The organism is bacterium (genome assembly GCA_024742285.1).
GTDB lineage: Bacteria > Myxococcota_A > UBA9160 > UBA9160 > UBA4427 > UBA4427.
This window is the reverse complement of record JANSYR010000017.1, coordinates 39,646-61,947: the sequence shown is the minus strand read 5'-3', so window position 1 is coordinate 61,947 and position 22,302 is coordinate 39,646. Positions and strand designations below refer to the sequence as shown.

Below are 22,302 nucleotides of genomic sequence, written 5' to 3'. Positions count from 1 at the left end.
CAAACGTCACTTCGTCAGCAGATCGATGAACCCCTGGATGGTGCTCAGCTTCCGCTCGGATTGCGCGTAGAGTCGGGACGCGAAGATCGCCGTCGCCGCGTGCCCGGCCAGCAGGGTGAAGAGCTCGTTGTCGAGGGCCGAGAAGCCGTCCTTCTGCTGGAGCAGCTTGTAGATCACGATGGCGCCCACGGGCTTGTCGTCAACGCGGAGCGGGATCGACACGACGGGCTCACCCCCGTGGCTCGGCGCGCCGCCCGAAACGCCGGGGTCGCCCAGCTGGACCTCGCCCTCTGCGACGCTCTTGCCGACGAGGCCCTCACCGACGTGAAGCACCGGGAAGCGCGCGACGACCTCGCCCTCGGCGGCGACCGGTCGCAGCTCGTCGGACCCCTCTTCCGAGACGTAGACGGCAAAGATCTCGGCGCCGATCAGGTTGATCACGATCTCGAGGATGACCTTCACGACCTCGCTCGGGTCGAGGGTCGAGTGGAGCTGGTAGCTGGCGACGTAGAGGTTCGCGAGGTTGTTGTTCTCCTCCTCGACCTCCACGTAGCGCTCGGCGAACTGAAGATTCTCGCCTTCGACCGAGCGCAGCTGTTCCAGGATGTCCTCGTTCTGGCTCTCGAGCTCTTCGATCTTCGAGATCAGCTCGGAACGGAGCTTGTCCCACTCGGCATCGCTCTGGGCGGCCTGTCCGTGGCGCAGCTGAACCTCCGAGAGCTCACGCCGGAGGCGCGTGTTCTCGTCCAGGATCTGCTTCGTGAATTCGGCGCCTCGTTGGAAGATCGCCAGCACGGCTTCCCCGCGATCGTTCCCCTGGGCCTCGTCCGTCTCGCTCATCCGCGACCTCGGTCTCTCGTCTGGTGGGCCCGGATCTCTCCGATCCCCAGTTGGACGGCGGTGGGCACCTCCTGCAGCGGCAAGACCGCATCGGCCACGCCCGCGTTCACCACCTGTTTCGGCATCCCGTAGATCACCGCCGTCTCTTCGGACTCCGCTATGACTCGTCCTCCGGCAGCCTTGACTTGACAGGCGCCTTCGCGGCCGTCGTCCCCCATTCCCGTGAGGACGACGCAGACGAGGCGATCTCCATACACCTTGGCTGCAGAGATGAAGAGTCGATCGACGGAAGGCGTGTACTTGTCCCGCCCGTCGTCGTCGTGAAGCACGGTCACGACCCGATTCCCGCGGGCCTCGAGCTCCATGTGCTTTCCGCCCGGCGCGATCAGCACCGTGCCCGGCTCCGGCGCCTCACCCCCGACTGCCTCCCGGACCCGGAAGGGCGTCAGCCGATCCAGGCGCTCTGCGAAGCCGCGTGTGAAACCGGGCGGCATGTGTTGCGCAACGAAGAAGGCGCAGGGCGGGACGTCGGTGAACGCCCCGAAGGTCTGCATCAGGGCAGCGGGCCCTCCCGTCGACGATCCGATCGCGACGATCGGTAGCCGCGCGTCCGGTCGGACCGACGGACGCCGAGCGGCTCGATCGGCCAGAATCGGCGGGGCCGCCTGGATCCGCTCCGACACCTTGTCGATCCGCAGGTCGCGGGTCGCGTGGACCTTCCGGATCAGCGCGTCCTGGATGGTCTGGAGATCGAGCGCAGCGCGCGCGGTGGGCTTCGCGATGAAATCGACGGCGCCGAGGTCGAGGGCCTTGAAGACGTCGTCCTCCCCTGCCCGCCCGGAGACGACGATGACGGGCGTAGGGCGCTTCGCCATGACCAACCGCAGGAAGGTGAAGCCGTCCATGCGCGGCATCTCGAGATCGAGCGTGATCAGGTCCGGCTCGAGCTCGAGGGTCTTGCGAAGCGCGTCCTCGCCGTCCCGCGCGCAGCCGACCACCTCGACCAGCGGAGAGGTTTCGAGCATCCGGGTGATCGTCTGACGCGAGAAGGCCGAGTCGTCGATGACGAGAATCCTGACGGGGCCACGACGCTCCATCAGGGCAGCTCCGACCCGTCGGTCTCGCCTTCCGCGATCCCCACGCGCGCGAGGGCGTGGAAGGCGTCCTCCTTCTCCTCACCCGGAACCGGCCGGCGATACACCAGATCCCGACTCAAGTGCTTCAGCTCGAAGTCGGAGGTCACGTTGATCAGTGACTCGGAGTGACCGAGGAGCAGGTAGCCACCGGGCCGGAGCTTGTCGTGGAAGGTCGCCATCACCTGCTTCTTGGTCTCGAGGTCGAAGTAGATGATCACGTTCCGACAGAGAATGACGTCCATCGTACCGAGGAGACTCGTCTTCGCCGGATCGAGCAGGTTCATGTGCACGAAGTCGACGTGTCGCTTCACTTCGTCGGAGATGCGGAAGAGTCCGTCCTTCTCCGCGAAGTAGTGCATGCGCGTCGACGGATCCGTCTCGCGGAACGACGCCTCGCGGTAGATGCCGCGGCGGGCCTTCGCGAGCACCGCCTTCGAGATGTCCGACGCGTAGATCCGGAAGTCCTGCCCGGGAAGCAGATTCGCCTCGAGCGCCATCATGACGATTGAATAGGGCTCTTCTCCGCTGGCACATCCCGCCGACCAGATCGACACCGGCCGGGTCCGGGCCATTCGGCTGGCGCGCACCTCCGGAATGATCTCGTGGATCAGCGCGTTCAGCTGCGACCGCTCGCGGAAGAAGTAGGTCTCGTTCGTCGTGAGCAGGTCGACGAGCTGCGAGAACTCCGCCTCGGCATTGGCGCCGTGGCGCAACTCGTAGAGGTACGACGCGAAGCTGACCGCGTCCGACTCCTCCAGGCGACGTGCCAGGCGCTTCTCCACGAGGAAGCGCGTGTCCTCGTCGAAGTTCAGTCCGCAACGGCTCCGAATGAGATCCGCGAACATGCGGAACTCGGCGTCCGACAGCGCGAGCGTCCTGGCATCGTCCAGCATCGCCTTCGACTACTCCTCGAGCCTTCCGACGGCTCTCAGAATCGCCTCGCGCACGAACGCGTCGTCCTCGACCTCGAGCCTTCGAAGGAGCGCGGGCAATCCCTTCCGGTAGGCGCGGTCGGACACCATCTGCACCACCTCGGCGCGAACCGCCCAGTCCGCATGGGCGACCGACGGAAGGAGCTCGGCGAGCGAACGCTCGTCGCCATGGGCACCGGCGCACGCGACCACGGCGCGAACGACGTCCGCCTCGGGACGCTGGATCGCCGAGAGCGCGAGTCGCGCCGCCGACTCGCCTCCGACTTCGATCAGCGCCTCCAGGGCGGCGAGCGCCACGAGCGGCTCACGATCGAGCGCGGGACCGATCAGATCTTCGAGGCGCCCGGAAGACAGGCCCCGTCCGCGATGCAACCGGCCCACCGAGCGAAGCGCCACCGCCACCACCCGCTCGTCCTCGTCCCCCATCTGCCGGGCCAGGTCTTCCGCCGCCTCGTCGCGATCGGATCGGCCGAGCACGGTCGCCGCCGCGATCCGGACGGCACTCGACTCGTCGACCAGGGCGACTCGAAGCGCGTCCCGGGCCCGCTCGAAATCGAAGCGTTCGAGGGCCTGGACCGCCGCGCGGCGAACCGTCGGGGCGGCGTCCTTGAGCAGGAAGCCGATGATCTCTTCGTCCTCGTCCTGCCCGACCTTCGCGAGCACCTTGGCGATCGCGAGCCGAACGGGCTCCGGTGCACCGGCCAGTCGGCTCGACAGCATCCCCACGAGCTGGGCGTCCACGCCCGCGGTGATCGCCTCGGGATGTTCCGCGAGGGCGACGATCGCGCGCACCACCACGTCGACTTCGTCCTCTCCGTCGACCTCCGCCTCGCGCGCTGCGCCCTCGAGTCGACGCACGAGCTCCGGCATCCGATCGAAGAAGCCGCCCTGCCCGAGCGCCGTCGCGGCGATGCAGCGAAGCCCGGGATCGCCCTCGGCGAGCGCGTCCGCGAGCAGACGCTCGGCCACCTCACCACGGACCCGTCCCAGCACGGCACACGCCCGGGTCTTCAGATCGAAGGGCAGGTCCGACCAGGTCGGTTCGAGGGCTTCCGGCAGGACCCTGCCGAAGGATTCGAGGGTCCGGTCGGCGAGCTCCTCGACCGCCTCGTCGCGGCCCGACTCGAGAATCGGCACGATCGCGCGCGTGTCGGCGAGCAGCCCGAGGAACTGGATCAGAACCATCCGGCTGCCGAGATCCGCCTGGACGAGACGTTCACAGCCGAGCTCGACGAGGCGTTCGTTGGCCGCCGCAGCGGCCCGCAGGCGTTCGATCAGACGATCGTGCTCGTCGGCGTCGAATCGCGACAGCGTCCTGAGCAGCGCCCCCATCGCCCCCTCGCGACTCGAGCGACTCCCGCTCGCGAGCCCCTTGATCAGCGTCTCGATCGCTTCGGGATCCGCCGAGAAGCCGAGAAGCTCGAAGCAGGCGGGTCGCAGCAGCGATTGTTCGAGGGCGTCTCCGAGACTCGCGACCCCGACGCTCGCTTCCATCCGAGAGAGCGCGCGCAAGGCAGAGAGCCGAACCAGGACGTCCTCGTCCTGCGCGGTGACCAGGTCGAGCAGGCTGCCGATCTCGTCCACGCCCCCGACGACGCCGAGGGCCTCCGCAGCCGCCGCACGGACGTTCGCATCCGGATCCGCGAGCGCGCTGCCGAGCGGCGCCCGGCTCTCGGGATCCCCGATCGCCGCCAGCGCGTCCACCACGAGCTTCCGCACGTCGACGTCGTCACTCGTCATCTCGCCGACGAGCCGCGGCGTCACGCCGGACCCGCAGGCCACCAGCGCTTCGAACGCGGCATTGCGCCGACCCGGGTTGTCGCCATCGGCGAGGGACGCCACGAGCATCGCCTGCACCTTCGGGTCGTGGCGACGGCGGACGAGCCTCGCGACGGCGGCCTTGCGGACGCGCCATCCCGGGTCGCCCAGAGACTCGCAGAGTCGGGCCGCCGCCTCGTCGGCCGGCAGCAGCAGGAGCTGCTCCACCGAGAGACGGCGCACTTCCTCGTCGGCGCTCTCGAGGCCTTCGAGGATCGCCGCGCGTTCTTCGCGAGAGACGCCGCCGGTCATCCCTGACCGTTCCGTTCCGCGGCGACGCGATTCAGCTCGTCCATGATGAAGTCGGTCTCCTCGCGCACGTCCTCGCGGATCCGCTGGCGGAGCAGCGCACGCGCCTCCTGAATCTCGAGATCGAGGGCCTGCTCGAGGTTCCCGTCGCGACTCGCCTGCTCGAACTTCTCCGGCTGATAGAGGAGCATCTCCGAGACGGCGATGCGCGCGAGCCGCAGCGCCCGTTCACGCTCCTCGGTCGTCTCCGGATCCTCGTCCGCGGCGGGCGCCGGCGCCTCGGTCTCGACCGGGGCTTCCTCGAGGACCGGCTCCGAGGCCGCCGGGGCTTCGTCGAGGATCAGCTCCGGGGCCGCCGGCGGCTCGGAGACGAAGTCGAGGTCCAGCTCCTCGCCCGGCGTCTCGAAGCTCGGCTCCGGCGGCTCGGGTGCGTCGGCGACCGGTTCGGGCACCGGCGCGGGGGCCTCCTCGATCGACGGCGGCGGCGAAGGAGCGGCCGAACCGCCTCCCATCGGCAGTCCGCCCTCGCGCAGGATCGCCTGCAGGCCATCGGGAAGGTCCGGCTGCTCGATGTAGACGTCGGCACCGTAGAGATCGGCCGGGGCGCGGCGGTAGCGATCCTGGTGGTGGATCGCGCCGACGAGCACGACGACGGTCTCGCGCAGGCTCTCGTTCCGCTTGACGACCTCGCAGACCTGGAAGCCGAACATCTTCGGCAGCGCGGCGTCGAGCACGACGGCCCGCGGCAGCATGCGCTGGATCGCGAGCATGGCCTCGACACCGTCCTGCACGAGATGGGGCTGCAGCCCCCAGCGCTCGACGGCGTCGGCGCTCGCCTTGCCGCGCGCGTCGTCGGGATCGGCGATCAAGACGAGGCGCTCCCGATCGGCGGGTGCCATCGGCTCGGACGGAGCCGATGGCGCGTCCGCGACGCTCGACTCCATCGGCGAAGACGGTGCCGCTGCCTCGACGGGTGCGGGCGTCGGTGTCGGTGTCGGCGCGGCGGCCCCGACGGGCTCGAGGGCAGGCTCCGCTTCGGCGGCCACGACGGGCTGGGGGACAGGCTCCGCTTCGGCGGCCACCCGGGGCGCGCGCACGAGGAAGACCGCCGAGCACTTCGTGCAGCGCAGCTTCGCGCCGTCCGGACCGATTCGATCCGCGTCGACGCGGTAGCGCGCACCACACTTGGGACATCCAGCAACCATCTTCTCTCTCCCCCTCCCGGAGCTCCGCTCCGGGCTCGTACCTAGCAGCGGAAGCGCTCGACGTTCCCGCGCAATACCTGTGCTTGACCGACCAGCGTGCGCATCGCCTCGTCGACCCGTCGTGCGGTCTCTTCGTTCGAGCGACTGCCTTCGGCCACGTCCGCGAGGACCGTGGCGACCTGCTCGCAGGCTGCGGACTGGTCACCGAGTGATCCGGTGATCTGCTCGACGGCACCGCGCACACCGTGTACGTTCTCACGGATCCGGCCGAATCCCGCCGCCTGGTCCTCGGTCGTGCGACGGACCTGCTGCGCGACCTCGCGCATCGTGAGCGCCGAGCGGTAGACGATCTCGTTGCCGCGATCCTGCTCGCTGCTCGACTCGCCGATCTGGTCGGCGGACTCCCGAACCTTCTCCATCAGCGCCACCACGTGGGACGCGGCCTTCGTCTGCTCGCGGACCGAGTTCACGATCTCGCTGATCCGGGTGCCGGCCTCGCGGCTGGCATCGGTGATCTCCTCGAGGGTCCGGCCCGCCTCTGCGGAGAGGTCGACCCCCCCCATCACGCTGGCGGAGCCCGCTTCGATCGCCCCGATGGCGTTCTCGCTCTCCTCCTGGACGGCGCGGATCAGCCCTCCGATCTCCTTCGTGCTCGCGAGCACGCGATCGGCCAGCTCCTTGATCTCGTCCGCGACGACCGAGAAGGCCTTGCCCTGCTCTCCGGCCTGCGCAGCGATGATCGCGGCGTTCAGCGCGAGCAGGTTCGTCTCGTCCGCGACGTCGTCGATCACGTCGAGAATGCCGCCGATCTCCTTGGTCCGCGCGCCGAGGCCGCGAATCACGCTCTCCGCCGCATCGGTCGCCTCACGAATCGCTTCCATGCCCGCGATCGTCTGCACGACCTTCGCCTGACCGAGCTCCGCCTTGTCGACCACGTCCCGGGAGAGACTGGCGGTGGTCTCGGCCGAGGTGTCGACGGCACGCATGGCGCTGGCCATCTCTTCCATGCTGGAGGAGGTCTCTTCCGAGGCTTCTGCGAGGCGGTCGGTCGTCGCGCCGACCTGCTTCACGCTCCGCACCATCTGCTCGAGGGAATCGGAAACGGCATCGACCTTCGACGTCAGGACCGAGGCCGTCTCGTTCAGCTCGTCCCCGGCCGCGCCCAGCTCGAGCACGGAGTTGCTCGACTCGTCGATCACGGCGGTGAGCGCCGTGGCGCTCCCCTGGGCCTCGCCGACCCGGTCGCTGATCGAGGCCACGAGGGCGTGGACCTCCTCGATCTGGCGTGCGTGGGCGTTGCTGGATTCGACGATGCCACCGAGCGCCGACCCGAGCTCGGCGATCGTCGATTCGACCCCCTCCGCCGCATTGCGCGCGGCGTCCAGGGTCGAACGGAAGCTGTTCGCGGTGCGGACCAGCCCGAGCTCGAGCGCCCCGAGCTCGTCGTCCATCACGCTCACGCCCTCGCTTCTGAGATCTCCCTCCGCGAGACGATCGGCATGGGTCCGGACATGGGCGATCGAGCGGTCGAGGTCGTTGCCGACACGGGCGGCGAAGAAGACGATCAGGATCCCGGAGGCGAGCAGGACCCAGATGCCGCCGAAGATCGCCGTCCCCGCCTCTTCGGGCGCGACGAAGACGGCGAACGGCTGCCCGTCCCCGCCCGTCTGGAACCGACCGACGCCGCGGCCATCTCGCAGTCGGATCTCGCCGGCGACCTCTCCCTGCGCGAGAGCCGCGTCGACGGCGATCACGAACGCCTCCGGAACGTCCTTCATCGCCGCCGCCTCGAGCTCGTCCGATGCGAGGGGAACGACGATGACCTTGCCGGGACGAAACGCCGACGCGGGAAGCGAAGCCTCGGCGCGCTGGGCGAGCGAGCCTTCCGCCTTCGCGATCGCCTCACCGGCGGCCTCGGCGAAGGCGAGCGTTCGCGTCGCGGCATCGCGAAGCGCGAGGTGCCCGGCCACGTCGAGGAGCAGGAGCATTCCGGCGATGGCGGGTGCCACGATCGCCACCTTCAAGCGGCTGACCATGCGCGGACGATCGGCCTCTCGAGACGGCGCGTGTCCGGCGAGGGGCGCGCGCCGTACGTTTCGGAGTCGTCTACGGGCTCGATAGAAGGCGACCTGCGAAACGGCCACCGCGTTCAGAACGGCGTAGAGCGCGACGCTGCGAAGCACGATCGGCGAGAGCCAGCCGCCCGAACCGACGAGCGAAACCAGAGCGGGGGCGAGCACGACGGCGATCAGGCTCGCGATCAGAATCGTGCGGTGGACCTGCAGCGGGATCGTATGGGGCGAACGCATGTCCGCGGCGCGCTGGGCGAGCTTGCAGCCGACGACTCCCGGAAACGCGTAGCCGATCGAGAGCGCGAACCACTCGACGACGTCGGCCTCGAAGAGCGCGGCGACACAGCCGGCCGTCGCGAGCGACAGGGGAAGCGGAAGGCAGAGGTCCAGCAGCCGGTTGCGGCTGCGAACGGTCGGATCGACCACCGCGGGCTGCACTTCGAAGGCATCGTCTCGAGGGGCGCTCAACGCATCTCTCCTTGGTCCGCCTGCTTGCGCAGGGCGGATCGGTAGACACTCTCGACGAGGGTCTCGAGGGACAGGACCATGACCGGGGCCTCGCCGTCACGGCGAACCACGTGACGAACCGCGTCGTAGCCGGCATGAGTCGCGAGCACGGGCACGTCCTCCAGGCGGCTTGCGTCGAGGGTCAGGACATCGGTCGCGGCATCGACCTGGAGCCCGAGCACCAGTCCGTCGATCTCGAGCACGACGATGCGCGCGTTCAGGCCGCCGTCGGTGCTGCCGCGTCCGAGGACCTTCGCCAGGTCCAAGACGGGAATCACGGCGCCACGCAGGTCGACCACGCCCTCGATCAGCGCCGGTGCATTCGGGAGCGGCGTAATCTCCTGGATCCGCACGATCTCCCGAACCGTCGCGACCTCGAGCGCGTAGATCTGCTCCTTCACTTCGAAGCAGGCGAGGTTCACCGTCGACCCTTCGTGGATCGAGTGCGCAGCGCTAACCATGGGCGCCCTCCCCCCGCGTGATGGCCCGATCAGACATCGGCCCCCCCGAGCGCGCGATCCACGTCGAGGATCGAGACGAATTCGTCGCCGCGTGGACAGACTTCGGACACACTCGGCGTGTCGAGGCCCTGCGCCGGAAGAACGGCCTCGTCGGCGATGCGATAGACCTCGCTCACGGAGTCGACGAGCAGGCCGGTCACGCGATCGGCGTCGCCGTGGAGCACGATGATCCGATTCGACCGATCGGGGATCGACGCACCGAGCCCCAGCCGCCGGCGCAGGTCGACGACTTCGACCACCTCGCCGCGCAGGGCGACGACGCCGAGTAGCCAGGCCGGCGCGCGCGGAATCATCGTCAGTTCGCGCATGCGAACGATCTCGCGGACGCGCTCGACCGGAACTGCGTAGGCGGATCGATCGAGCCCGAAGACCAGCAGCTCGCGCAAGAGAAAAACGCTCTCTTCGCCCTCGCCCCGGAAGTCGCTCGCCGCGCCTCGCGCCAGGCTCTCCCAATCCGCACCGCCCATCGCCTCCGTCGTCGTCGACTCGCTCACGCGGCCTCCCTTCGACGAATGACGTCGCCCACGATCGCGGACACGTCGATCACGAGGATCGCGCCCCGATCGGCGAGCTCCGTCGCGCCGGCGATGCCGCGAATCTGCTGGAGCGGTCCCTTGATGGGCTTGATCACCGTGTCCTGCTGCCCTTCGAGCCGATCGACGAGCAGACCGAGGCGCTGCTCGCCCATGCCGAGGACGACGACGAACTGGCGCTCCTCGGGTCCGGCGCAGGGAATCTCGAACTCCTCACCGAGACGGCGGAGCAGCAGGGGCTCACCGCGCAGGTTCAGGACCTCGCGTCCCTCGCTCCTGCCGATCTGATCAGGCTCCACGACCATCGTCTCGAGGACCGAGTTCAGCGGGATCGCGAAGCGCTCCTCGCGGATGGCGACGATCAGCGCCTGGATGATCGCGAGGGTGATCGGAAGCGTGATGGTGACCGTCGTGCCGCGTCCCGGCGTCGACGCCAGATCGACCATGCCGCCCATCTCCGCCAGGTTGTTCCGGACGACGTCCATGCCGACCCCACGGCCGCTGGTCGCCGAGATCTGGGATGCCGTCGAGAGACCCGCTTCGAAGACGAGATTGAGGATCTCCTTCTCGGAGAGCTGATCCGACTCCGCGACGAGCCCCCGCGCGATCGCCTTCTCGAGAATCGCCGCCGGATCCATACCGCGACCGTCGTCCTGCACCTCGATCACGACGTGGTTCCCGCGCTGGGACGCGGCGACCGTGATTCGTCCATGCGGGTCCTTGCCCGCCGCCGTGCGTTCTTCGGGCGTCTCGAGCGCGTGATCGAACGCGTTGCGCACGATGTGGACGAGCGGGTCGACGAGCTGCTCGACGATCAGCTTGTCGAGCTCGGTGTCGGCGCCGACGAACTCGAGGTCGACCTCCTTGCCGAGGTCCCGGCGCAGGCGGCGCACGACCCGGGAGAGCTTCTCGAAGATCTGTCGGAGCGGAACCATGCGAACGTCGAGGACACCCGTCTGCAGCTCCTTGAGCTTTCGGTCGAGCGCCTTGTGGGTCTTCGCGAGCTCGGCGCCGATCCGCGCCGTCGCGACGTCCTCGGTCAGGCGCTGAGCGACCGTGCCGATGGCGTTGCGCTGGATCACGAGCTCGCCGACGAGGTTCATCAGCTCGTCGAGCTTGCGGATGTCCACGCGGACGGTGTCACTGATGGAGCGCAGGGATTCGATCTCGGGTGCGTCGCCGCCTCCATCGGCCGGCGGCGACGGCTCGGACGCCGAAGGCCCCGCCGGCGCGGGCGCTTCGGTCGAGGCCGGCTGCGACGCGTCCGACGGAGGCGCCGGAGACTCGGCGGGCGGGGCCTCGGCCGATGCGTCGCCCTCCTTCACTAGATGGACCTCGGTATCGGGAAAGTCCAGACGGGAAGCGAGGCGCGCGGCGTCCACGCTCGTCGCGACGAGAAGCGAGAAGCGGATCTGGCTCTCGGGCGCATCCCCCGGCGAAGGCAGGGTCGAGACGACCTCTCCGACCTCGCGAACGGCGGCGGAGAGCTCGGACAGACCTTCCTCGAAGGCGGCGATCTCGAAGGTCGAATCGACGAGCGCGAGGTGGCGCCCCCGTCGCAGGTTCTCCTTCAGGCGGTGTTCTTCGTATTCGGTGAGCGCGCGCAGGAGGGATGCGTCGAGGTCGAGCGACTCGAGGTCGTCGCTGGGTTCGGGGACTGCACCGGCGATCGCGGCGTCGATCTGCGCGACGAACCCGCGCGCCATCTCGACCTCGTCGTCCCCGTTCGCATCGCCCCGCTCGAGCCGCGTCATCATCGTGGTGAGCAGCGATACGCCATCGTCGAGGAGGTCGACGGCCGGCGAGTCGAAGGCGACCTTGCCGAGTCGCAGTCCGTCGAGAATGTCTTCGAGGCGATGCGAGAGCTCGCTGATGGCGTCGAGGCCGAACATCCCTGCGAGGCCCTTCAGCGAGTGGGCCGAGCGGAAGATCTGGTTCACGAGGTCGGGATCGACCTCACCCGACGCACTCTCGTGTCGCTGATCATGGAGCTCGGCGAGGTCCTCGAGCATGCGCTCGAGGATCTCTTCGGCCTCCGCGACGAACTCGTGGTTCTCGTTCGACGCGGCCGGACCGCCGGCGGCGCCTTCCGGCGCGCCGGTCGTGGCCTTCCCTTCGGCGGGCGACCCCTTCGCACCCTGCTTGCTCGAACGGCGTGCGGCCAAGTCGGGCTACCCCTCGCTCCCGCTCGTGTCGAGCAGGTCCATCACGACCCGTCGCAGATCGTCCGGATCGAAGGGCTTCACGAGATAGGCGTCGGCACCGAGGTCGAGTCCCTTCTCGCGATCGCGCTCGCTGCCCTCCGTCGAAACGATGACGAGCGGAATCGAGGCGTACTTCTCGTTGTTCTTGATGAACGACACGAGCTCGAGCCCGTTGATGTCGGGCATGTTGATGTCGGTGACGACGAGGTCGAAGTCCTCCCGCGGCAGGAACCGCAGGGCTTCGAAACCGCTCTCCGCCTCCACGATCTTCGTGGGGGCCGGAAGGTCCTCGAGGCTCGAGGCCAGGAGCGATCGCATCGTCGCCGAGTCCTCTACGATCAGAATTCGCTGCAAAAGTCGTCTCCCGGACGCGGGTCCACGCGCGGACGGATTTGCCTACTCGTATCGGCAAATGAGACGCACTCTTGAGAACGCGCCCGCGCACCGGATTCGCGAAATCCCGCGAAAACGCGATGGTTTCGGGAACGTCCGCAGCGAGGGCTTTCCCCTGCGAATCCGGCGATTCCAGTGCCGGAGAGGGAGCCGGCGAGGCTCAGCGGGCCTCGGCGTCGGCTTCCCAGAGCGCCCGCTCGAGGGCGGCCCGGTCGAGCGCGAGGCCGGCATGGTGCAGCACGACCTCGAGGCCGTGGGTGTCCGGCATCGGTGCGTCGCTCGTCGACTGGTCGGCGTAGAGCATCGCGATCACCGCGTCGCCGCTCTCGATCGGCCCGACGTAGGCGCTCTGCGGCACCTCGCCGCCGAGCTTCTCGAGGAGCAGATGATCGGACGGCTCGTCGGGCGTGGCCACGAGGGCCTTGCCCCCGTCGAGCACGCGTCGCAGCCAGCCGGTATCCGGCGTCGGCATCGTGACCGGCTCGGCGCTGCCGAGCGGATCCACCTCCAGGCTCGAGAAGCCGCGACCCGCGACCGCGAAGACCTCGTCGTCGCGCACGACGAGGATCGCCACGCGCGCGAAGATCTCGGCCGCGAAGTCGAGGACCACGGGCAGGATCTCACCGCGGGACGAGGCCTCCTGGAGCTGCGCCGTCGCATCCCGAAGCCCGCGCAGGCTCTCGGCCGAATTGGGGGCCTTCGCGTTTCCCTCGACCTGCTGGGCGAGGATCTCGAGCAGCGCGCGGGAGAGCCCCTGGCTCGCGGAGGTGCTTTCCGGAGAGAGCGTGTCGGCGAGCAGCCGGCGCGGCGGCCGACTCAAGACGCCGTTCAGCACGCCCGGCATCGCCGCCGGCGCCACGCCATCGTCCTCGCGCAGACCGATCACGACGATGCGCGGTGACTGGGACTTGAGGCGCTTCACGAAGTCGGCGAGGCCGTGGATGCCCGACAGCGGATCGATCGGCGTCTCCGGCGAGACGAGCACGAGCGGGGTCGTCCCCCGGATCAGATACTGCCGGATGCGTGTCAGACCCTGATCGGCCTTCTGGAACATGTGGACGCGCGCGAAGTCGTCCTCGATCGCGGTCTTCACCCACTCGAGGACCGTGACGTCCGGATCGATCAGCACGACGGGCATGCGTCTCGCGTTGGCGGCCGGCGCCGAGGCCGGAACGCCGGGGGCCGGCGCGGCCGGCGTGCTCTCCCGGGCCTCTCCGGGCACGGACGCCGGCGCCGTGTCTTCGTGAGCCTCGACCGGCGTCTCGACCTCGTCTTCGGGGACCCGGGGCTCGGGATCGGGGACCGGACCCGCCGTCGCGCCGGGCACGGATTCGTCGCCCCCCGCGCCGGCCCCCGCCGTCGCCACCGGATCGCTGTCCAGCGGCATCGCCTTCGCGATCTCGTCGATGCTCAGCTCGCTCGTCTCGTCGGCACGAGCCAGAATGCCCTCGACGAGCACGTCCGCAGGAGTCGTCGCCCCACCGAGCGTCTGGGCGTTGGGATCGAGGGGTTCGACCTCGAGCACGGGCAGCGTGTCTTCACCGCCCCCTTCGTCGACTTCGAGAATGTCGGAACCGAAGAGCGGATCCTGGTCGGCCCCGATGTTCGGATTCGTGTCTGCCTCGGGATCACTGCCGGTCTCGCCACCGCCGTCCCGGGCGCGTTCGTCGCGAATGCGCAGGCCTTCCATTGCCAGGTACTGCGCGTTGATTCCGTTCGGGAGGATCAGATGGGGATCCTCGGGATCCAGCTCGTTGCGAACGTCGAAGCTGAAATCGCCGGAGGGCCAGGAGAACATCTCGAGGATCGCGTTCTCGGCGGCCTTCGTGATCAGCGCGTCGATCTCCTCGCGGGTGATCGATGCTTCGCTGGAAAGGGCGTCCTCGACGGGGATGCCCTGTTCCTGCGCGCGTGCGAGGGCGGCGTCGTAGCCGGCGGGATCGATGACCGCTTCGCCGACGAGCAGCGCACGCAGGTCGTTCGGGTGTCCCTTCAGGCAGGCCGCCTGGACCATGCCGTTGCGGAAGACGATGCGACCGGACCCGAGATCGCTCGAGAGCGCGAGCACACCCGACTTCTGGGAGAGGCTGATGATCTGCAGAATGTCGCCGAGGCTCAGATCCTCGAGATTTCCGACCAGACTCATGACTTCCCCTGCACCCTGCGCGACGCGCGCCGTCGACTCGTGCGGGACGCGCACGCCCCGCCGCCCGGACGAGGGGATGGCCGCTCCGCGAACACGCCGCTCGTCCGCTCTCTGAATCGGCCGGCGTGGGTGGGACTTGACCCGGACTCGGCCCCGCGAGCGACCTCGGCCGGGGTCGGGGCGCGTACCTCGGTCGACGCGGCGGTCCTCCTCCGGCGCTGCGCGCAGGTTGCCGGCCGCCTGCCTCTTCGTGGCGCTGCGCGCACGTTGCCGGCCGCCTGCCTCTTCCTGGCGCGGTCGAGGCGCGGTCGTCGCTAGCGTGCTTCCAGACTGGAATCGTCCGTGGCGAGCCGAATTCCGGTCTCGCCCGCGGCGTCGCGAGCGCTCTCGAAGGCGCGATAGACGCCGGCGACTTCGGATCGCGGTACGCAGAGCGTGAGCGTCATCGGATCCGGCACCTTCGACCAGGCGCCGATGATCCCGGCGACGACGGCGGCGGCGTGACGCGGCACGTCGTCGGGCGCGATCCCGAGCGGCGAGAGCGCGACTCGGGGCACCCGGAGCTTGCGACAGCGCTCGAGGGCGCTCCGGAACTCGTCGCTCACGCGGAGCCGGTCGTAGCTCCCACGCTCGCCGAGACCGAGTAGCATGAGCCGGGGCGCGAAGAGCGCGCGCCCACAGGCGATCAGCATCGCTTCGCCGCTCTTCCCCGAGAGATCGCCGCTCTCGATCCGCCGCGAGAGTCCACCACAGAGGCGCCAGTCGGCGCGGGCCGCCCCCCCGCGCAGCGGACGCTCGTCGGTGAAGAAGCCCGCGACGGCGACGTCGCTCTCGACCCGCTCGAGCGGGAGCGCCGTGAAGACGACGTCGACGGATCCGGTGACCTCACTCATGCGGCGCGCAGCTCCCGCGCGATCGCATCGAGCACGCCGTTCACGAAGGCGGGCGACGTGTCGCTCCCGAAGCGGCGGGCGAGATCGACGGCTTCGTCGATCACGACCGGAACCGGCGTCTCGGTCTCGCGCAGCTCGAACGCGCCGAGCCGGAGCACGTTGCGATCGACGGCGGCCATCCGTTCGACGCGCCAGTTGCGGGCATGCTGACCGACGAGCGCATCGAGCTCCGCGGCCCGGGACACGACGCCGGCGACCAGTCCCCGCGCGAACTCCCTCGCGCTCTTCGGCACGTCGAAATGCTCGACGATCCGATCGAAGGCCTCCCCGCTCGCGTCGAGCGGGTCGACGTCGCCGACCGAACCCGTCCCGACCGCTTCGGCATCGACCTCGACCGCCGTCGCCGTCTTTCGCGGCGCCGGTCGCATCGCCCTCGGCGCGCTCGGCGGCCTCGCCGCGTCCTCCGCCGCCTTCACGGCCCGGGCATGGGCGGCATCCCGCGGTCCGGTCTCCCCGAGATCGATCGCGTAGAGCACCTGGAGCGCGACCTCGCGGCCCGCGTGCCGTCCGCCGCTGGCTTCCGCGTCGGTCATGCCGACGCTCCCGCGGCGATCGCCTGCATCAGCCGCGCCTGCTCCACGGCGGCGAGGGCCACCTCGCCCCCCTTGTTGCCGTCGCTTCCTCCGGCGCGAGCGAGGGCCTGATCGATGGTGTCGGTCGTGAGCACGCCGAAGCCGACCGGGACGTCGCTCTGCTGCATCAGCGCCCGCAGCCCGTCGGTCACGCCCTCACAGACGTAGTCGAAGTGGGGGGTGCCTCCCCGGATCACCGACCCGAGGGTCACGATCGCGTCGTAATCCCCGGTCTCTGCGAGCCGGCGCGCGGCCTGCGGGATCTCGAAGGCACCGGCGACCCAGTGGAGGACCAGGTCCGCGTCGCGCGCGCCGTGTTCGAGGAGCGCATCGCGGGCGCCGTCGATCAACCGGATCGAGATCAGGTGATTGAAACGGGACACCACGAACGCGATCCGCAGACCCGCCGCATCGATCGAAGGCTCGACGACCTTCATCCCCTGGTCCCCTTCCGATTTCGCCCGCGTCCGCCCTTCGCGAGCAGCGCGTGCACGTGTAGATCCTCACCGCGCCGGGTCACCCGTTCGGGCGAGAGCGCGACTGCGTCCCTGAGCCGACGCAGCTCGAGCCGCCCGAGCCCCGGACGACCGTCGCTGCCGATCAGCTTCGGCGCGAGCATCCAGTGTACCTCGTCGACGAGGCCTGCCCGCAGGAGCGCGGCCGCCAGGCCGCCCCCGCCTTCGACGAGGACGGTCGTGAGGCCTTCCTTCGCGAGGGTCGACATCGCCCGCGTGAGATCCACGTGCCCTGTCCCGCTCCGCCGGATCGGCAGGACCCGCCCCGCCGCGTCGCGGACCGCGGCGAGACCACGCGCCCGCTCGCCGCACACGACCCAGGTCCGGGATGCATCCCGGTCCGACAGCAGCTTCGCCTCGAGGGGCACCCGGAGTCGGCCGTCGAGCAGGACGCGGATCGGCGTCCGGAGCGACTTCGTGCCCCGGCGCACGTCGAGGTGCGGGTCGTCCGCGAGGGCCGTCTCGGACCCGACCATGACGGCATCGGAGGCATCGCGCAGGCGATGCACGAAGGCGCGGCTCTCGGGGCCGGTGATCCAGCGGGATTCGCCGCTCGCCGTCGCGATCCGCCCGTCGAGGGTCGTCGCGAGCTTGAGGGTGATCCACGGGCGGCCGCGTTCGATGGCCGAGAGGAAGCCGCGGTGCTGGTAGCGGCACGCCTCTTCGAGGAGGCCGGTCACGACCTCGATGCCCGCCGCGCGCAGCTTGCGGAACCCCCGCCCGCCGACCCGCGGATGCGGATCACGGCAGCCGGAGACGACCCGACCGAGCTTCGCAGCGACGATCGCATCGGCGCAGGGACCCGTTCGCCCCGTGAAGCTGCAGGGCTCGAGCGTCGTCGCGATCGAGGCCCCGCGCAGCGCACGCTCGCCGTGACGTCGCCGAACGGCTTCGAGGGCGACGATCTCCGCGTGCTTCCCCGGCGGCGGCTCGGTCGTCCCGCGCCCCAGGATCCGGTCGCCTCGATAGATCACGGCGCCGACGCTCGGGTTCGGGAAGACGCGTCCGTCCCCGCGGCGCGCCGACGCCAACGCGGCCCGCAGCATCCGTTCGTCCCGCTGGGCGGCACGCTCGTTCGAGGATCGCGCCGGACTCACCGACCGTCCCGGAGTGCGCGGTCGGCGGCGCTCGCGCCGCCCTGGCCCCCTTCTCCCTTGTCCGCCTCGATCTCCTCGAAGAAGGCCTCGTAGTCCCGGGGACTCGAGAAGTTGTGGAAGACCGAGGCCCAACGGACGGCGGCCAGGACGTCGATGGCGGAGAGCTCGTCGAGGACGCGCCGACCGATGTGCTCGCTCGTCACCTCGCGTTCACCGCTCTCCTGGAGCGAGCGTTCGACGCGCTCGATCAGGCGCTCGACCGCCTCGGTCGAGACCGGTCGCTTCACGCAGGCATGCTCGACACCGCGCAGGAGCTTGTGGCGATCGTATTCTTCTCGCCGCTCGTCGCGCTTGATCACGCGCGGCAGGATCTCCTCGATCCGCTCGCGGGTCGTGAAGCGTCGACCGCACTCGTCGCACTCGCGACGCCGACGAATCTCGGAGCCGTCCCGCGCGAGGCGCGAGTCGATCACCCGATTCCCGTCGTCTCCGCAGAAGGGGCACTGCACGGGTCGGCCCGCCTTCCCTCGATAGGGGGTTAGTCCGTCTCGTTCCAGCGCGCCGGGTAGAGCGGGAACTGGCGACAGAGATCCGCGACCTCGTCGCGCACGGTCGAGAGCAGCTCCGAGTTCTCGTGGTCCTCGAGGACACGCGCCAGGAACGCTCCGATCTGGATCATCTCGCCCTCGCGCATGCCGCGGGTCGTGACCGCAGGGGTGCCGATCCGGACCCCCGACGTGATCGCCGGCTTGCGTGGATCGAAGGGGATCATGTTCTTGTTGGCCGTGATCCCGGCCTCGTCGAGGGCGATCTGCGCCGCCTTGCCCGTGACCTCGCGTCCGACCAGCGAGAGCAGGAAGAGGTGGTTGTCGGTTCCGCCCGAGACGACCTTGAAGTCGCGGCCGAGGACCGCGTCCGAGAGCGCCTTCGAGTTCGCGACGATCTGCTCCGCATAGGCGCGGAAGTCGGGCGACAGTGCTTCCTTGAACGCGACCGCCTTGCCCGCGACCACGTGCATGAGCGGGCCGCCCTGGAGTCCCGGGAAGACCGCGCTGTTCAGCTTCTTCTTCCAGTCCTCGTCGCAGAGGATCAGGCCACCGCGCGGACCTCGCAGGGTCTTGTGGGTCGTGGTCGTGACGATGTGCGCTTTGCCGACCGGCGTCGGGTGGACGCCCGCGGCGACGAGGCCTGCGATGTGCGCGATGTCCGCGAAGAGCACCGCGCCCACCTCGTCGGCGATCGAGCGGAACGCATCGAAGTCGATGGTTCGTGAGTAGGCGGTGGCACCGCACTGGATCATCTGCGGAGAATTCTTGAGCGCGAGCTCGCGAACCTGGTCATAGTCGATCCGCTCGTCGGCTTCGGAGACGCCGTAGGGCACGATCGTGAAGTGCTTGCCGGAGAAGTTCACGGGGCTGCCGTGGGTCAGGTGGCCGCCATGATCGAGGTTCATCGCCAGCACGGTATCGCCGCGATTCAGGACGGCCTCGTAGACCGCCGCGTTGGCCTGGCTGCCCGAGTGGGGCTGGACGTTCGCGTGGTCGGCGCCGAAGAGCTCCTTCGCGCGCTCGATCGCGATCTCCTCGATCTCGTCGACCTCTTCACACCCGCCGTAGTAGCGACGGCCGGGATACCCCTCGGCGTACTTGTTCGTGAGAACCGAGCCGACCGCTTCGAGGACGGCCTCGGAGACGAAGTTCTCGCTCGCGATCAGCTCGATCGAGAGACCCTGACGGCGGCCCTCGCGACGCACGAACCGGGCGACGTCGGGATCGGTCTGGTCGAGATGGGGGGTGACGGACTGCGACATTTCGAAACCCTTACGCTGGTCTTCGCGGACGCCGATCCGGGCCAGCCGGCGCTCGGCGCGCGAAGAAGGGAGGAGCGACAAAACGGGGCGTCTGGGGGGGCGCGGATCCAGCCGGACAATAGCGGCGAAACCGAAGGAAATCAGGGATTTCAGGCAGTTCCGGCGTTCGGATCGGCAAGGATCAGGCAACCGTTGGTCCCGCCGAACCCGAAGGAATTCGACAGGACCCGCCGTACTCGCGCCGGGCGGGCCTTGCCCACGACGTGGTCGAGCTCGCAGCCGTCCGCGACGCGGTCGAGATTCGCGGTCGGCGGCAGGCACTGTTCGCGAATCGCCCGGATGGAGAGGATCGCTTCGAGCGCCCCCGCTGCGCCGAGCAGGTGGCCCGTCGTCGACTTCGTCGCCGAGACCGGCGGCGGCGTCGGGCCGAAGACGGTCCGCAGTGCCAGCGCCTCGACCGGATCCCCGGCCGGCGTCGCCGTCGCGTGGGCGTTGATCGCATCGATCGAGGCCGGTTCGAGTCCCGCCCGTTCGAGAGCGCTCCGCATCGCGCGCACGGCACCGCGCCCCTCCTCGTCGGGGGCACTCAGGTGGTAGCCGTCCGCGGAGGCCCCGTAGCCCTCGACGACCGCGAGGATCTCGGCACCCCGCGCGAGCGCGTGCTCCTCGGCCTCGAGCACGAGCACGGCTGCGCCCTCCCCCAACACGAACCCGTCACGATCCGCATCGAAGGGGCGACTGGCCCGAGCGGCGTCCGGGTTCGGGGAGAGCGCGCGCATCGCAGCGAAGCCCGCGATCGAGAGCGGCACGATCGGCGCTTCCGCACCGCCCGCCAGGGCGACGTCGGCTGCCCCGCGCGCGATCGCCTCCGCGGATTCACCGATCGCGTGGCTGCTCGTCGCGCACGCGGTCGAGTGCGACAGATTCGGACCGCCGAGTCCGTAGTGCACGCCGACCAGTCCGCTCGGCATGTTCACGATCGAGTACGGCACGACGAAGGGCGAGACCCTTCGGGCGCCCCTGGTCTCGAGGATCCGCTGGTTGGCGAAAAGCGTCTCGACGCCCCCGACCCCGGAGCCGATGGCCACCATCACGCGCTCGCGATCGGTCCGGTCGAAGTCGATGGCTGCGTCGGCGACCGCCTGCTGCGCGGCGTGGAGCGCGAAGCGCAGGATCCGGTCGAGTCGCCGGGCGTCCTTGGCGGACACGTCTGCGAGGGGCGGCTCGTTCTTCACCTCGCACGCGATCCCCACCGGCAGATCGCTCGTGTCGAAACGGGTGATCGGCGCGGCGCCCGACTCGGCGCGCGCGACGCCATCCCAGGTGGAGGGCACGTCGGGGCCGATCGGCGTGATGCAGCCGAGACCGGTGACCACGACGCGGCGATGCGCGGCGGGCATGGCGGGCGACGACGCCATCGGGGTCGGGGGCGGCGCTTCGGAGGGCGCTTCGGGAGGCGGCGGCGCCTACTCCTCCACGCGCTCCTTCAGGTAGCCGATGGCGTCGGAGATGGTCTGCATCTTCTCGGCGTCATCGTCCGGAATCTCGATGTCGAAGGTCTCTTCGAGGGTCATCACGAGTTCGACGATGTCGAGGGAGTCCGCCCCGAGGTCGTCGATGAACGACGCGTTGGCGACCGCCTCCTCCTTGGAGACACCCAGCTGTTCGACGATCAGATCGGTGACGCGAGCTTCGAGAGACATGGTTCGAGGACCTCCAACAGACTTCGTCCTGAATGGGTGGAAAAGGCTAGCGCCGTACCCCCCGTACGGCATGCCTGTGGACCTCAGGCGGGGTCCGGAATCGCGTTCCAAGCGGTGCTAGGAGGCGTTTCCCTGAAGGAATTCGCGGACTTCGTCGAGCTCCGCGAGAGAAGAGAAGTTCGCCCTGCGGGCGCGGCGCTCGATGCGCGCGATCAGGCCCGAGAGGACCCGGCCGGGCCCCACCTCGAGGAAGGCGTCGACGCCTTCGGCCTTCAAGGTGGCGATCATGTCGCTGAAGCGGACCGGCGCCGTCACCTGCTCCTCGAGCAGGCCGGGGATCCGACTCGCGTCCGCGTTCGGACTCGCCTCGACATTCGTGATCACCGGCGGATTCGCCTCCGAGAAGACCAGCCTTCCGAGTTCCGGGGCCAGCTTCTGGGCGGCGGGTTCCATCAGTGCACAGTGGAAGGGCGCGGAGACCTGCAGACCCACGGTCTTCTTCGCCCCGAGCTCCTTCGCCTTCTCGCACGCGGCTTCGACGCCGGCGGCGTCCCCGGCGATCACCGTCTGCTGCGGCGAGTTGTAGTTGGCGGGCGTCACCACGAGGCCCGTCGCCTCGGCTGCGGCGGCGCAGGCCTCGACCACACCCTCGGGCGCCAGACCCAGGACCGCGGCCATCGCGCCCTTCCCTTCCGCGACCGCCTCCTGCATGAGCCGACCGCGCAGATTCACCGTCCGGACCGCATCCTCGAAGTCGATCGCTCCGGCGGCGACCAGCGCGCTGTACTCGCCGAGGCTGTGACCGCCCACGAAGGCCGCATCGAGCGGCCCCGCCGCCTCCTCGAGCGCGCGCAGCAGCGCGATGCTCGTCGTCAGGATCGCGGGCTGCTGGATCTCGGTCCGACGCAGCTCGTCCTCGGGGCCCTCGAAGCAGAGGGTCGAGATCTTCGCGCCGAGCACGGACTCGAGCGCGGCGTCCGCCGCATCGAACACGGCACGGGCGGCCGGGGACGCGTCGTACGCGTCCCTGCCCATACCGACCTCCTGGGAGGCCTGGCCGGGAAAGAGAAGAGCGAGAGTCATGGGGCGCTATCCA

The 22,302-nt window shown here is 69.5% G+C and carries 20 protein-coding genes; all 20 read right to left on the bottom strand.

Annotated features, from left to right (window positions below; genetic code table 11):
- Positions 1–6: 6 nt before the first annotated feature.
- Positions 7–840: a GAF domain-containing protein gene (locus NXI30_24490; GenBank protein ID MCR9097388.1), complete on the bottom strand. Its 834-nt coding sequence runs from the start codon at positions 838–840 to the stop codon at positions 7–9.
- On the bottom strand, positions 837–1,937 hold the full coding sequence (locus tag NXI30_24485) for a chemotaxis response regulator protein-glutamate methylesterase (GenBank protein MCR9097387.1): 1,101 nt from the start codon (positions 1,935–1,937) through the stop codon (positions 837–839). The genes NXI30_24490 and NXI30_24485 overlap by 4 nt, the downstream gene beginning before the upstream one ends.
- Positions 1,937–2,869 carry a protein-glutamate O-methyltransferase CheR gene (locus NXI30_24480; GenBank protein MCR9097386.1) on the bottom strand — a complete coding sequence of 311 codons (933 nt, stop codon included), beginning with the start codon at positions 2,867–2,869 and terminating at the stop codon, positions 1,937–1,939. Before NXI30_24480 ends, NXI30_24485 begins: the two co-directional genes overlap by 1 nt.
- A 9-nt stretch (positions 2,870–2,878) precedes the next feature.
- Positions 2,879–4,978: a HEAT repeat domain-containing protein gene (locus tag NXI30_24475; protein ID MCR9097385.1), complete on the bottom strand. Its 2,100-nt coding sequence runs from the start codon at positions 4,976–4,978 to the stop codon at positions 2,879–2,881.
- Entirely contained in the window at positions 4,975–6,180 is a 1,206-nt protein-coding gene (locus NXI30_24470) for a zinc-ribbon domain-containing protein (protein ID MCR9097384.1), read from the bottom strand. Before NXI30_24470 ends, NXI30_24475 begins: the two co-directional genes overlap by 4 nt.
- Before the next feature lie 41 nt (positions 6,181–6,221).
- The gene (locus tag NXI30_24465) at positions 6,222–8,720 is read right to left on the bottom strand and encodes a methyl-accepting chemotaxis protein (GenBank protein MCR9097383.1); all 2,499 of its coding nucleotides are present in this window, start codon (positions 8,718–8,720) and stop codon (positions 6,222–6,224) included.
- Entirely contained in the window at positions 8,717–9,220 is a 504-nt protein-coding gene (locus tag NXI30_24460; GenBank protein ID MCR9097382.1) for a chemotaxis protein CheW, read from the bottom strand. The genes NXI30_24465 and NXI30_24460 overlap by 4 nt, the downstream gene beginning before the upstream one ends.
- A gap of 29 nt (positions 9,221–9,249) precedes the next feature.
- Positions 9,250–9,774, bottom strand: coding sequence for a chemotaxis protein CheW (locus NXI30_24455; GenBank protein ID MCR9097381.1), 525 nt, complete (start codon positions 9,772–9,774; stop codon positions 9,250–9,252).
- The gene (locus tag NXI30_24450; protein ID MCR9097380.1) at positions 9,771–11,978 is read right to left on the bottom strand and encodes a chemotaxis protein CheA; all 2,208 of its coding nucleotides are present in this window, start codon (positions 11,976–11,978) and stop codon (positions 9,771–9,773) included. The genes NXI30_24455 and NXI30_24450 overlap by 4 nt, the downstream gene beginning before the upstream one ends.
- A gap of 6 nt (positions 11,979–11,984) precedes the next feature.
- Positions 11,985–12,371, bottom strand: a complete 387-nt coding sequence (locus NXI30_24445) for a response regulator (GenBank protein MCR9097379.1) — start codon at positions 12,369–12,371, stop codon at positions 11,985–11,987.
- 199 nt (positions 12,372–12,570) lie between these two features.
- The gene (locus tag NXI30_24440; protein ID MCR9097378.1) at positions 12,571–14,556 is read right to left on the bottom strand and encodes a DUF4388 domain-containing protein; all 1,986 of its coding nucleotides are present in this window, start codon (positions 14,554–14,556) and stop codon (positions 12,571–12,573) included.
- Between the two features lie 314 nt (positions 14,557–14,870).
- Positions 14,871–15,449 (bottom strand): hypothetical protein, encoded by a 579-nt coding sequence (locus NXI30_24435; GenBank protein ID MCR9097377.1) that lies wholly within the window; start codon positions 15,447–15,449, stop codon positions 14,871–14,873.
- Positions 15,446–15,877: a transcription antitermination factor NusB gene (nusB, locus tag NXI30_24430; GenBank protein MCR9097376.1), complete on the bottom strand. Its 432-nt coding sequence runs from the start codon at positions 15,875–15,877 to the stop codon at positions 15,446–15,448. Before nusB ends, NXI30_24435 begins: the two co-directional genes overlap by 4 nt.
- Before the next feature lie 161 nt (positions 15,878–16,038).
- Positions 16,039–16,518 (bottom strand): 6,7-dimethyl-8-ribityllumazine synthase, encoded by a 480-nt coding sequence (ribH, locus tag NXI30_24425; GenBank protein MCR9097375.1) that lies wholly within the window; start codon positions 16,516–16,518, stop codon positions 16,039–16,041.
- Positions 16,515–17,693: a bifunctional diaminohydroxyphosphoribosylaminopyrimidine deaminase/5-amino-6-(5-phosphoribosylamino)uracil reductase RibD gene (gene ribD, locus NXI30_24420; protein ID MCR9097374.1), complete on the bottom strand. Its 1,179-nt coding sequence runs from the start codon at positions 17,691–17,693 to the stop codon at positions 16,515–16,517. Before ribD ends, ribH begins: the two co-directional genes overlap by 4 nt.
- On the bottom strand, positions 17,690–18,202 hold the full coding sequence (nrdR, locus tag NXI30_24415) for a transcriptional regulator NrdR (protein ID MCR9097373.1): 513 nt from the start codon (positions 18,200–18,202) through the stop codon (positions 17,690–17,692). The genes ribD and nrdR overlap by 4 nt, the downstream gene beginning before the upstream one ends.
- Positions 18,203–18,231: 29 nt before the next feature.
- The gene (locus NXI30_24410; protein MCR9097372.1) at positions 18,232–19,503 is read right to left on the bottom strand and encodes a serine hydroxymethyltransferase; all 1,272 of its coding nucleotides are present in this window, start codon (positions 19,501–19,503) and stop codon (positions 18,232–18,234) included.
- A gap of 149 nt (positions 19,504–19,652) precedes the next feature.
- Positions 19,653–20,921: a beta-ketoacyl-ACP synthase II gene (gene fabF / locus NXI30_24405; GenBank protein MCR9097371.1), complete on the bottom strand. Its 1,269-nt coding sequence runs from the start codon at positions 20,919–20,921 to the stop codon at positions 19,653–19,655.
- 48 nt (positions 20,922–20,969) lie between these two features.
- Entirely contained in the window at positions 20,970–21,206 is a 237-nt protein-coding gene (acpP, locus tag NXI30_24400) for an acyl carrier protein (protein MCR9097370.1), read from the bottom strand.
- A 117-nt stretch (positions 21,207–21,323) separates the two neighbouring features.
- Positions 21,324–22,289, bottom strand: coding sequence for an ACP S-malonyltransferase (gene fabD, locus NXI30_24395; protein ID MCR9097369.1), 966 nt, complete (start codon positions 22,287–22,289; stop codon positions 21,324–21,326).
- Between the last annotated feature and the right edge of the window lie 13 nt (positions 22,290–22,302).

Excerpts from the sequence above, each read along its gene's own strand:
- acpP (MCR9097370.1), bottom strand. The coding sequence starts at position 21,206 with ATGTCTCTCGAAGCTCGCGTCACCGATCTGATCGTCGAACAGCTGGGT.
- NXI30_24490 (MCR9097388.1), bottom strand. The coding sequence starts at position 840 with ATGAGCGAGACGGACGAGGCCCAGGGGAACGATCGCGGGGAAGCCGTG.
- NXI30_24485 (MCR9097387.1), bottom strand. The coding sequence starts at position 1,937 with ATGGAGCGTCGTGGCCCCGTCAGGATTCTCGTCATCGACGACTCGGCC.
- NXI30_24480 (MCR9097386.1), bottom strand. The coding sequence starts at position 2,869 with ATGCTGGACGATGCCAGGACGCTCGCGCTGTCGGACGCCGAGTTCCGC.
- ribH (MCR9097375.1), bottom strand. The coding sequence starts at position 16,518 with ATGAAGGTCGTCGAGCCTTCGATCGATGCGGCGGGTCTGCGGATCGCG.
- NXI30_24470 (MCR9097384.1), bottom strand. The coding sequence starts at position 6,180 with ATGGTTGCTGGATGTCCCAAGTGTGGTGCGCGCTACCGCGTCGACGCG.
- NXI30_24475 (MCR9097385.1), bottom strand. The coding sequence starts at position 4,978 with ATGACCGGCGGCGTCTCTCGCGAAGAACGCGCGGCGATCCTCGAAGGC.
- fabD (MCR9097369.1), bottom strand. The coding sequence starts at position 22,289 with ATGACTCTCGCTCTTCTCTTTCCCGGCCAGGCCTCCCAGGAGGTCGGT.
- fabF (MCR9097371.1), bottom strand. The coding sequence starts at position 20,921 with ATGGCGTCGTCGCCCGCCATGCCCGCCGCGCATCGCCGCGTCGTGGTC.
- NXI30_24460 (MCR9097382.1), bottom strand. The coding sequence starts at position 9,220 with ATGGTTAGCGCTGCGCACTCGATCCACGAAGGGTCGACGGTGAACCTC.
- NXI30_24435 (MCR9097377.1), bottom strand. The coding sequence starts at position 15,449 with ATGAGTGAGGTCACCGGATCCGTCGACGTCGTCTTCACGGCGCTCCCG.
- NXI30_24440 (MCR9097378.1), bottom strand. The coding sequence starts at position 14,556 with ATGAGTCTGGTCGGAAATCTCGAGGATCTGAGCCTCGGCGACATTCTG.
- nusB (MCR9097376.1), bottom strand. The coding sequence starts at position 15,877 with ATGCGACCGGCGCCGCGAAAGACGGCGACGGCGGTCGAGGTCGATGCC.
- NXI30_24410 (MCR9097372.1), bottom strand. The coding sequence starts at position 19,503 with ATGTCGCAGTCCGTCACCCCCCATCTCGACCAGACCGATCCCGACGTC.